Source organism: Schaalia odontolytica (assembly GCF_002847525.1).
In the GTDB taxonomy this organism is placed as follows: Bacteria; Actinomycetota; Actinomycetes; order Actinomycetales; family Actinomycetaceae; genus Pauljensenia; species Pauljensenia odontolytica_B.
Genome location: NZ_PKKM01000001.1, coordinates 251,712 through 261,850, shown reverse-complemented (window position 1 = coordinate 261,850; position 10,139 = coordinate 251,712). Strand labels below are relative to the sequence as shown.

9 protein-coding genes and 1 rRNA gene are annotated in these 10,139 nt (G+C 64.4%); 9 read left to right on the top strand and 1 reads right to left on the bottom strand.

Annotated elements, in window-relative coordinates:
- Positions 1 to 83: 83 nt before the first annotated feature.
- Positions 84 to 201: ribosomal RNA gene (gene rrf / locus CYJ22_RS01170) — 5S ribosomal RNA — on the top strand.
- An 85-nt stretch (positions 202 to 286) separates the two neighbouring features.
- On the opposite strand, the gene CYJ22_RS01165 is transcribed toward rrf, so the two are convergent.
- A complete protein-coding gene (locus CYJ22_RS01165; RefSeq protein ID WP_133124150.1) occupies positions 287 to 1,300 on the bottom strand; it encodes a hypothetical protein in 1,014 nt (337 codons plus the stop codon).
- Here CYJ22_RS01165 and CYJ22_RS01160 point away from each other — a divergent pair.
- The 8 genes from CYJ22_RS01160 to CYJ22_RS01120 all read left to right on the top strand — a co-directional run.
- On the top strand, positions 1,253 to 3,037 hold the full coding sequence (locus CYJ22_RS01160) for an HAD-IIA family hydrolase (RefSeq protein ID WP_050980931.1): 1,785 nt from the start codon (positions 1,253 to 1,255) through the stop codon (positions 3,035 to 3,037). The genes CYJ22_RS01165 and CYJ22_RS01160 overlap by 48 nt on opposite strands.
- Before the next feature lie 184 nt (positions 3,038 to 3,221).
- Entirely contained in the window at positions 3,222 to 4,049 is an 828-nt protein-coding gene (locus CYJ22_RS01150; protein ID WP_007589073.1) for a TlyA family RNA methyltransferase, read from the top strand.
- Positions 4,046 to 4,876 (top strand): NAD(+)/NADH kinase, encoded by an 831-nt coding sequence (locus CYJ22_RS01145; protein ID WP_007589077.1) that lies wholly within the window; start codon positions 4,046 to 4,048, stop codon positions 4,874 to 4,876. Before CYJ22_RS01150 ends, CYJ22_RS01145 begins: the two co-directional genes overlap by 4 nt.
- On the top strand, positions 4,873 to 6,549 hold the full coding sequence (gene recN, locus CYJ22_RS01140) for a DNA repair protein RecN (protein WP_101600435.1): 1,677 nt from the start codon (positions 4,873 to 4,875) through the stop codon (positions 6,547 to 6,549). Before CYJ22_RS01145 ends, recN begins: the two co-directional genes overlap by 4 nt.
- On the top strand, positions 6,546 to 7,691 hold the full coding sequence (gene steA, locus CYJ22_RS01135; protein ID WP_101600433.1) for a putative cytokinetic ring protein SteA: 1,146 nt from the start codon (positions 6,546 to 6,548) through the stop codon (positions 7,689 to 7,691). The genes recN and steA overlap by 4 nt, the downstream gene beginning before the upstream one ends.
- Positions 7,688 to 8,581: a copper transporter gene (locus tag CYJ22_RS01130; protein WP_101600431.1), complete on the top strand. Its 894-nt coding sequence runs from the start codon at positions 7,688 to 7,690 to the stop codon at positions 8,579 to 8,581. The genes steA and CYJ22_RS01130 overlap by 4 nt, the downstream gene beginning before the upstream one ends.
- Before the next feature lie 160 nt (positions 8,582 to 8,741).
- The gene (locus tag CYJ22_RS01125; RefSeq protein WP_101600427.1) at positions 8,742 to 9,386 is read left to right on the top strand and encodes an NUDIX domain-containing protein; all 645 of its coding nucleotides are present in this window, start codon (positions 8,742 to 8,744) and stop codon (positions 9,384 to 9,386) included.
- A 129-nt stretch (positions 9,387 to 9,515) separates the two neighbouring features.
- The coding region (locus CYJ22_RS01120; RefSeq protein WP_207760486.1) for a helix-turn-helix transcriptional regulator at positions 9,516 to 10,139 on the top strand (624 nt) is incomplete at its 3' end.

Here is a 10,139-nt window from a genome sequence, read left to right as displayed (position 1 = left end):
ATGTCGTGCCGCAACCACTATACAAACCACGATCAACCCACACCCCCACCAACACGGTGGGGGACCGTGTTGAACACCAAACTTGTGGTGGTCATAGCACCGGGGAAACGCCCAGCCTCCATTCCGAACCTGGAAGCTAAGCCCGGCAGCGCCAATGGTACTGCAACCGCCAGGTTGTGGGAGAGTAGGACACCGCCACAACACAAGTAATCGAGAGGGACGGCCGCGTTAGCGTGCCGTCCCTCTCGTTTTCACGTCTACGCGCCGCTTCAACACCACGCGTCGTCTAGTATTGGGTGGTTGAACGCGCATTGCGCACCGCAGACAAGAGCGCCAAGCGGCGCAGGAATAGAGGATAGACACCATGGCAGAAGAGACTCGAGGACGCGGCGAATTTGGCCGTGGTGGATACCAGAAGCGCCAGCCCCAGTGGCGCGACCGTAACGGCGAACGTTCCGACCGCGGTCGCGGTGGGTTCCAGCGTCGTGATGATGATCGTCGTGGTGGCTTCCGCGATGACCGTCGCGATGGTGAGCGTCGTGACTTCCAGCGTCGCGATAATGAACGCCGTGATTTTGGTGGCCGTGATGATCGTCGTGGGGATCGCGGTGGCTACCAGCGTCGTGATGACCGACGCGGTGGGTTCGAGGACCGCGGTCGCGGCGGCTTCCAGCAGCGTGATGATCGCCGAGGCAACTTCCAGCGTCGTGATGATGATCGTCGTGGTGGCTTCCGCGATGACCGTCGCGATGGTGAGCGTCGCGACTTCCAGCGTCGCGATAATGAACGCCGCGATTTTGGTGGTCGCGATGATCGTCGTGGGGATCGTGGCGGTTATCAGCGTCGTGATGACCGACGCGGTGGGTTCCAGCGTCGTGATGATGATCGTCGTGGTGGCTTCCGCGATGACCGTCGTGATGGTGAGCGTCGCGACTTCCAGCGTCGCGATCATGAACGCCGTGATTTTGGTGGTCGCGATGATCGTCGTGGGGATCGTGGCGGTTATCAGCGTCGTGATGACCGACGCGGTGGGTTCCAGCAGCGCGATGATCGCCGAGGCAACTTCCGTGACGACCGCAGGAAGGACGCTTCTTACAAGTCCTACTCCTCGACGGACGAGTACGTCTCGCCTAACGGCAATGAGCCGACGATTCCCGCCGGCGTCAGCGCCGATGAACTGGATCGCGATGCACTGCGCGCGCTCACGACTCTGTCGGGCCCCAATCGCGACATCGTTGCTCGGCACCTCGTGATGGCGGGCCAGCTGATCGATCTTGATCCCGAAGCTGCGTACCAGCACGCACAGGCTGCAGTTTCCCGCGCCGGACGCGTCGATGTCGTGCGCGAAGCCGCTGCCCTGACTGCCTACGCATCCGGACGTTACGAGGAAGCGCTGCGCGAGGTGCGCGCTGTGCGCCGTATGCGCGGCGATTCCTCCCTGCGTGCGGTTGAGGCCGATGCCGAACGAGGCCTCGGCCACCCCGAGAAGGCCGTTGAGATTATCGACGCCACCGATGCCTCGTCGCTCGATCTTGCCGAGCAGGTCGAGCTCGTTCTTGTCTCTTCGGGCGCTCGTGCGGACCTCGGACAGTCCGATGTGGGCCTCGTGATTGTTGATGATGCTCTTGCCGCACTCCCGTCGTCGGTGGACGACGAGCTGCGTCGTCGCCTCATGGAGGTTAAGGCCGAGCGTCTCACCGAGCTTGGGCGCGATGACGAGGCTGCTGATGTCATCGCCGCTATGCCCGTCATTGCCGAAGACGCTGAGATTATCGACGTGGCCCTGTACCAGGATGCGGATGTCGATGGCAAGCGTTCTCCGCTGCGCGGCACCGGCAACGCTCTGGCTGAGGACTACGACTGCGCGCTCCTTGACCTCGACGGCACCGCCTGGTCGGGGGACGAGCGCATCGAGCACGCGGCTGCCTCCGTCATCGAGGCGCGCGGACTTGGCATGGCCTCGGCGTTCGTCACCAACAATGCGATGCGCACACCCGCACAGGTCACCGACAAGCTCAACAGCATGGACTTTGAGGCTACCGCTGACATGGTCATGACGTCCGCGATGGATATCGCCGCGATCATGGCCGAGGAGCTTGCGGAAGGTTCCAAGGTCCTCGTGATCGGTGGCGCTGGCCTGCGCCTGGCCCTGGAAGAGCGCGGATTCGTCCTCGTTGACAGCGCGGACGATGAGCCTGCAGCTGTCGTGCAGGGCCTCGACAAGCAGGTGAACTGGGCGCTTCTCTCCGAGGGCGCATTCGCTATCGAGCGTGGCGCGGCATTCTACGCGTCCAACCTCGACGCGACGCTCCCTGTCGAGCGCGGTCAGGCGCTGGGCAATGGCTCTCTCGTGCGCGCAATCCAGCATGCGACGCGCAAGCGTCCGACCGCTGGCGGCAAGCCTGAGCCCGGCATCTACCGTCGTGCGAGCGAACTTGTCGGCGCGCAGAACCCGCTCGCCGTGGGTGACCGCCTCGAGACCGACATCATGGGTGCGGTTGCCGCTGGTGTTCCCGCTATGCACGTTCTGACTGGTGTCCACATGGCTCGCGACGTCATTCGTGCGCCTCGCGGTCAGCGTCCGAGCTACCTCGCGATCGACATGCGCGGCCTCCTTGAGGCGCACCCGGCTCCGAAGCATCATCGTGACGGTACCTGGACGTGCGGTCTTTCGCAGGTGGCGAAGGTGGAGCGCTCCGGTGTCCTGACGCTCGACGACGTCGAGCTCACCGAGCCCGTGACCATCACGATCGACTCCTACCGCGCGCTCGCAGCGGCTGCATGGGAGTACGCAGATGCGGCTGGCTCCGCCCCGTCGTGCCCTGAGATCACCGTTGTGAGCAACGATGACCCGGCGGGCATCGTCACGGCGCCCGAGCCGTCCGTTGAGCCCGAGGACGACAACGATTTCTTCGATGTCGCCGCGGACGCGGACAATCTGCCGGAGCCGGGTGCGCAGACACCCGCGTTCCTGCCCGGTGAGGAGGAGCTCGAGCAGCTTCTTGAAGCGACGGCCGATATGGACGACGAGGCCTGATGGCCCTTCGCGAACAGACAGAAGCCCGGCTTGTCGGTTTCGATGAGCTCGCAGCGTCAGCGCAAGTTGAGACGTTGCGGGCCATCGAGTCCGATCTGCGCCGGGCCCTGTCTGCCGATGCCCCAGCCGGCGCGAACGTGCCCGGCGGGCATCTTCGCGTGTCTCATGAGGATCGGAGTGACGCGTGAAGCTTCGTCGTATTGATTCGGAACTCGTGCGCCGTGGTCTTGCGAAATCGCGGTCGGCAGCCGCTCAGATGATTGAAGATGGGCGCGTCAAGCTGGATGGGCAGGTCGTTGTGAAGCCTGCCCGGCAGATGGATCCCGCCCAGGCGATCGTCGTTGAAGAATCTGATGATCCCGAATACGTCTCGCGCGGTGCCCATAAGCTAGCGGGTGCCCTCGACGCGCTCGGTGATAAGGCGCCGCTGATCGAAGGCCGTCGAGCTCTCGACGCTGGCGCATCAACAGGTGGCTTCACAGACGTGCTTCTGCGACGCGGTGCGGCTTCCGTTGTTGCGGTTGATGTGGGATACGGCCAGCTTGCCTGGAAGCTGCAATCCGATCCCCGCGTCGAGGTTCATGATCGCACGAACGTGCGTACTCTCGATCCTGCTTCCGTCGCTCCGGCCCCCGACCTGGTCGTGGGTGATATGTCGTTCATTTCTCTGACGCTTGTTCTTCCGGCTCTCGTCGCCGCAGCAGCGCCCGATGCTGACTTCTTGCTGATGGTGAAGCCTCAGTTTGAGATCGGAAAGGAACGACTCGGTCACGGGGGAGTGGTACGCAATCCTGAGCACCACGTGGAAACGGTCGAAACGGTCGCCCGATGCGCCATTGACTTGGGGCTCGATATCGCTGCTATCGCGGCCTCGCCACTTCCCGGCCCGAGCGGCAACGTCGAGTATTTCGTGCACATGCGCCGCAACCATCCCGAACCGATCGACCCGTCTGCTTTGACCGACTACATTCGTCAGGCAGTTCAGGCTGGTCCCGCTGGAGGACACTCATGACCCGTGTCTTGATGGTGCGCCATCGTCATCGTCCCAATGCGATGACAAGCGCTGTGAGCCTCACCGAGGCTCTCAATGAGCGCGGTATCGAGGTCGTCGACGACGCGTCACTCGGAGGCATCGATATGGTGCTGTCGATTGGCGGCGACGGGACGTTCCTCGTTGCGGCGTCGAGTGCGCGTGCTCTGGATGTCCCCCTTCTTGGTATCAACGCTGGCCACATGGGATTCCTGACGGAACTCGGTGATAAGGGCACGGGCGATCTCGCACGCAAGATTGCCGATGGCGACTTTTCGGTCGAACGACGGATGACACTCGATGTCACGATGGAACGTCCCGACGGGTCGAAGGCTGACGACTGGGCACTCAACGAAGCGGTCGTCATGCACACCGACGTGGCGCACCCCGTCCATTTCGCCCTTGTCGTCGACGGCCAGGAAGTGTCGACGTACGGGGCGGACGGCATGATCCTGTCCACGCCGACCGGCTCCACCGCCTACTCGTTTTCTGCGGGTGGCCCGGTCGTGTGGCCTGATACTGAAGCGATTGTCGTCGCTCCTTTGGCCGCCCATGGGCTTTTCACGCGCCCCCTCGTCGTCGGTCCTTCGGCGTGCGTCGAGATCGTCGTTCTCGACGACATGTGGACGCCCCCCGAGATGTGGTGTGATGGCCTTCGGCGCATGACTGTTCCGGCTGGGGGAGTGGTTCGTGCGCGCGTCGGTTCCTCACCCGTTCAGCTCGTGCGCATTGACGATACGCCGTTTTCCGCGCGTCTTGTTCGCAAGTTCAATCTCCCCGTGCGCGGGTGGAGGGATGGTCCCCGGTGATCGAGTCGCTCGATATTTCTCATCTCGGCGTTATCGAGTCTGCTCACGTCGACTTTGGTGAGGGCCTTATCGTCGTCACGGGTGAAACCGGTGCGGGTAAGACGATGGTGTTGTCAAGCTTGCAGCTGCTGCTCGGCGCTCGCGCGGATGCTGCGCTCGTGCGCTCGGGTGCTGATCGCCTGTCCGTCGACGGCATTTTCTCGGTGAGCGAGGAGGTTGCAGCACGCGTTGAGGAGAGCGGCGGGCTCGTCGAGGGTGGTGAGCTGATTGTCGGCCGCTCGGTGCGTGCTGCAGGTCGCTCCCGCGCGCACCTCGGATCGCGTCCCGTGCCTGCATCGGTATTGACGGACATCGTTGGGTCGATGGTGACGATCCACGGGCAGGCCGACCAGATCCGCCTGACGGGGGAGGCCGCCCAGCGCCGTGCCCTCGATCAGTTTGGAGGCGAGTCCCACGCAGCGTTGCTCGAGGAGTACCGCAGCGCTTTCCGCTACGCCGTCGACGTCAAGCATCGCCTGGATTCGCTGCGTGGCGACGCGAGCGAACGAGCCGAGGAACTTGAGGATCTTCGAGCGGCAATTCAGCAGATCGAGGAACTGGACCCCGTGAGCGGTGAGGAAGAAACTCTCGTCCGCGAGGCAGCACGCCTCACGAACGTGGAGGATCTTCGAGCCCTCGTCGGTGTGGCACTTGGCTACCTGAAGGGCGATGATCGGGGCGATTATGCGGGGGCTGTTGAAGCAGCCCGTCACGCCTACGCGCAACTCGACGATGCAGCACGTTTCGACGAGGCCGTGGCTGAGTTCGTGGGGCGGGCACGCAACCAGGTACTCGAATTGGAAGCCCTCGCCGATGACGTTTCGTCGTACGTGTCGCGTCTTGACGCGGACCCGGAGAGGCTCGCCCAGATTCATGCGCGACGCGCAGCGATCAAGGACGCACTGCGCGGCCGGGCCGCGGATATCGACGGCCTCCTTGTGTGGCTTGACGAAGCGCGCGCCCGCGTGGACGAGCTGTCGTCGCCCGGCTCGGATCCAGCAACCGTCGAACGTGAACTTGCGGCTGCCCAGGAGCGCGTTCTTGAGTGCGGACGCCGTGTTACGCAGGCGCGAGTAAGTCTTGCGGCACAGCTCGCGGAGGGAGTGAACGAGGAGCTGCACGCCCTATCGATGCCCGACGCGACGCTGCACATCGACTGTGAGCCGACGAAACCAACCTCCAATGGATGCGAGACTGTCGTCTTCCGGTTGCAGCCGCATCCTCACGCTCCCGCCCGTCCGCTCGGACAGGGTGCCTCCGGCGGCGAACTGTCTCGCGTCATGCTCGCATTGGAACTGATGTTGGGGCGCACAGAGGCGTCTTCGACGTTCATCTTTGACGAGATCGATGCCGGTATCGGCGGGCAGACGGCAACGGAGGTTGGCGCACGTCTCAAGAAGCTCGCGCAATCACGGCAGGTCATCGTCGTCACGCACCTCGCGCAGGTCGCGGCGTTCGGCGACCAACACCTCGTCATCGAGAAGAACGACGGGACCACGAAGGTGCGCGAAGTCAGCGGGGATGAGCGCGAAGCTGAACTGACCCGCATGATGGGTGGGGATCCACACTCGGCTGCGGCGCGCCGCCACGCCTCGCAAGTCTTGGCCTCTGCCGTGTCACAATCGCAGGGATGAGTGAGACACTTTCAAAGGAATCGAGCGCGCGCTCCGGGCGGATTCGCATTGACGACCGTCCCAAGCATCTGGCGACGCGCCTAGAACGCGGCGAGATCGCCGTCATTAACGTTGCGGACCTGGACCGCGAGAGCGCCGCGGCGCTTGTCGACGCCGGTCCCGTGGCCGTGCTGAACGCGCAGCCGTCTCTGACGGGACGCGCAGCCGCCCTGGGGCCTCGCCTCATTCTCGAGGCCGGCATCGTCCTCGTCGACGACCTGGGCCAGGACATCATGTCGCTGCGCGAAGGTCAAGAAGTGACGGTGACAGGCTCGAAGGTCCTCGTGGACGGCTCCGTCATCGCGACCGGATCCGTCGTGTCCTCGGACGACTTGGACGTCGACGTCGCCGACTCGTCGGCGCTTTTCGCCGGCGTTGACGCTTCGATTGAGGACTATCTGGCCAAAGATGGTGCGACGGTGCTGCGCGGAGTCGACGTTCCCCAGCTTCGTGACCTCAGTAAGCGGCCGATTCTCCTCGTGACGGGCGCTGGTGACGCGAAGGCGCAGTTGCGCGCGCTTGCCCGTTGGCGCTCCGAGGTCAGCCCGTTCGTGATCGCCGTCGACGGCGGAGCCGACGTGGCTCTGAAGGCCCGGCTGCCGCTCGACCTCGTCGTCGGTGACGCTGAACTGATGAGTGAGAAGGCGATCCGCAAGGCTCGCTCCTTTATCGTCCGCGTTGGAGGAGACGGTCTCGCCCCCGGTGCCGATCGGCTCGACCGCATGGGTGTCGTTTACGAGCAGGTGGCGATGGCCGGTACATCCCTCGACGCGGCGCTCGTCGTCGCGGCGCATTCGGGCGCCCCAGCCGTCGTGACGGCGGGTGTTTCCTATGGGGAGGCCGAGCTCGTTGATGCGGGGCGTGCGCTCGTCGCCCCCGCTTTCTTCTCGCGTCTTGCGGTCGGCTCGCGCCTTATCGGTGCTCAGGCAGTGGCAGCCACCTTCCGTCCGCGTCCGCGTGGGTGGACCCTCGTGCTCCTCGCCCTGGTCGCGATCGCACTCATGGGTGTCGCGCTGTGGTCCACCCCGTGGGGTAACGACCTCCTGCACCCGGTCACTTCTTTCTTCGTCTCGCTGATGCACTCCGCTGGAGGAACCCAATGATTAACTTCCGTTACCACGTCGTCTCGATCATCGGGATCTTCATCGCGCTTGCGGTCGGCGTCGTTCTGGGCGCCGGTCCGCTCCAGAGCCGCATCCAGGCCGGAGTGAGTACGTCGTCGAGCACCGCTGCCACCGATCCTCAGCTCAGTGCCCAGGCCGATGCCGAGGCAGCCGGCCTCAAGGCTCTTGCTTCGTCGGCGCTGTCGGGCTCCCTGGCTGGGGCGAAGGTTGCTCTCGTTGTGCTGCCCGGTGCATCTGACGACGACGTGAGCGCGCTGCGCTCGACGCTCACTGACGCCGGCGCGAGTGTTGTCGGACGCGTGACTCTGAGCGACAACTGGCAGTCCACGTCGATGAGCCAGTACCGCACGACGCTGTCCACAACGCTTGCGTCTCACCTCGCGTCGCCCGCGGCCAAGACCGCTAGCGCCGATGGTGTCGTCGGCTATTCGATCGTCCAGGTGCTCACCACCACGGGAGCCGAGACCGACCTGCTGCGTCAGATTCTCACCGATGAATCCACGCCGATCATGACCGTTGACGAGGATGCGAACGGAAGTGCCACGGCGATCGTCGCGGTTGGCCCGCGCGCACAGGCCGCGGCTGCTTCCAACGCGACGCCCGCAGCGGTGACATCGAACTCGGACGCGTGGGTCGGCCTGGCTCAGGCTGTCGGTTCGACCTCGGGCGTTCTCGTGGGCGACGCCTCGACGCGCGAGGCGATGGTGAGCCAGGTGCGCGCGAGCGGCACCGTTGTGACGACTGTTGACTCGGTCGGCACGACTCTTGCAACTGTCGATACTGCTCTCGCGCTGGCGAGTCCCGCGACGACCGCGCGCGCATTCGGCGTCGGAAACGGCGCACAGTCGGTGATTCCGCCGACGAAGTAGGCCACCATCAGCGTGAGAGCACGCGGCCCTGCCACCCAATGAATGGGTGAGCGGGGCCGTTTGCTGTCACAAGCGTGCGCCGTTGGGCAACGCCTTCGCGTACCTGGAGGCGAGGGCCTATACTCGATCCACACCGACGAGTTGAATGAGAGTGAGCCTCATGCATTTCCTGTCTAGCGCCCAGGCCGCAGCCATCGCGGATCAGCCGAGCCCCCACGAGGTTGCAGCGAGCGAAATCGTGTGGAGCGGTCGCATCGTCGACATGGTCGAGGACCACGTTGTCGTCGTTGAGGGGCAGGAGCCCGTCGTTCGCCAGTACACCCGTCATCCCGGAGCCGTGGCCGTTGTCGCAATGCGTGGGGAGGCCGGCGCTGAAGAGATCTTGATGGAGCGCCAGTACCGTCACCCGGTCCAGGCGACCCTGTGGGAGATTCCCGCGGGCCTGCTCGACATTCCGGGCGAAGATCCCCTTTTTGCTGCCGAGCGAGAGCTGGCTGAGGAAGCCGACATGAAGGCTGGCCGTTGGGAGGTGCTGGTCGACTTCCTGACCTCTCCAGGAGGCACGAACGAGCCTCTGCGTGTGTTCCTCGCCCGCGACCTCGAAGCCACGGGCTCGGTCTTCGATCGCGAAGACGAGGAAGCGACGATGGAGTACGCCTGGGTCTCCCTTTCTCAGGCCCTCGACATGGTGCTGGAGGGGCGCCTGCACAGCCCGTCTGCCGTGATCGGCATCCTTGCGGCGCATGCGGCTCGCGGTCGCAATTGGGAGGGCTTGCGCCCTGCCGACGCCCCGTGGATGCGGTAGACATCCGACCGTAGGCCCTAAGTCCCTCGACGTGTGGGCTGTCCGACACTCCGATACGCTTTTCGCAACGCCTATTTATCTAAATTGGCGTACACTCATTCCCAGAGAAAAGCACACAGAGGCGCAGTAATGGAGCGTCGGAGCGGAGGACACGTGGCAGAAGAATCAGACGCCACAACCCGACAGCAAGTGCTCGATCTCATCGTCGAAAAGGGGCCGGTCACGGCCTCGTCGATTGCGAAGGTCTTAGGGCTGACGACCGCTGCCGTTCGGCGCCACGTCACGTTGCTGCTCGAGTCCAAGGAGATCGCCGAGCACGAACCCGGTGCCCCCTCGAAGCGCGGGCGTGGGCGACCTGCCCGTCACTACGTGGCGACAGAGCGTGCGCACATTCACCTGGCCGACGGCTACTCCGATCTCGCTTCCAAGGCGCTGGGGTATCTTGGGCAGCTCGGGGGAGAAGAGGCAGTTGAATCTTTCGCGGCAGCACGTTCGCGCGAGATCGAGCGTCGATACGCCCCGATCGTCCGCGACGCAGGGACCGATCCGCGCGTTCGCGCGCAGGCCCTCGCCGACGCGCTCACGCAGGACGGCTACGCGGCCACCGTCCGCGACATCGGCGGGGGAACGCTCGCCGTCCAGCTATGCCAGGGCCATTGCCCGATTCAAAATGTCGCGGGAGATTTCCCGCAGCTGTGCGACGCCGAGACGCTTGCCTTTGGCAAGCTGCTCGATGTCCACGTCCAAAGACTC

Bases quoted from the DNA above. Each gene is read 5' to 3' on its own strand.
- CYJ22_RS01125 (WP_101600427.1), top strand. From the start codon at position 8,742: ATGCATTTCCTGTCTAGCGCCCAGGCCGCAGCCATCGCGGATCAGCCG.
- CYJ22_RS01145 (WP_007589077.1), top strand. From the start codon at position 4,046: ATGACCCGTGTCTTGATGGTGCGCCATCGTCATCGTCCCAATGCGATG.
- CYJ22_RS01160 (WP_050980931.1), top strand. From the start codon at position 1,253: ATGGCGGGCCAGCTGATCGATCTTGATCCCGAAGCTGCGTACCAGCAC.
- steA (WP_101600433.1), top strand. From the start codon at position 6,546: ATGAGTGAGACACTTTCAAAGGAATCGAGCGCGCGCTCCGGGCGGATT.
- CYJ22_RS01130 (WP_101600431.1), top strand. From the start codon at position 7,688: ATGATTAACTTCCGTTACCACGTCGTCTCGATCATCGGGATCTTCATC.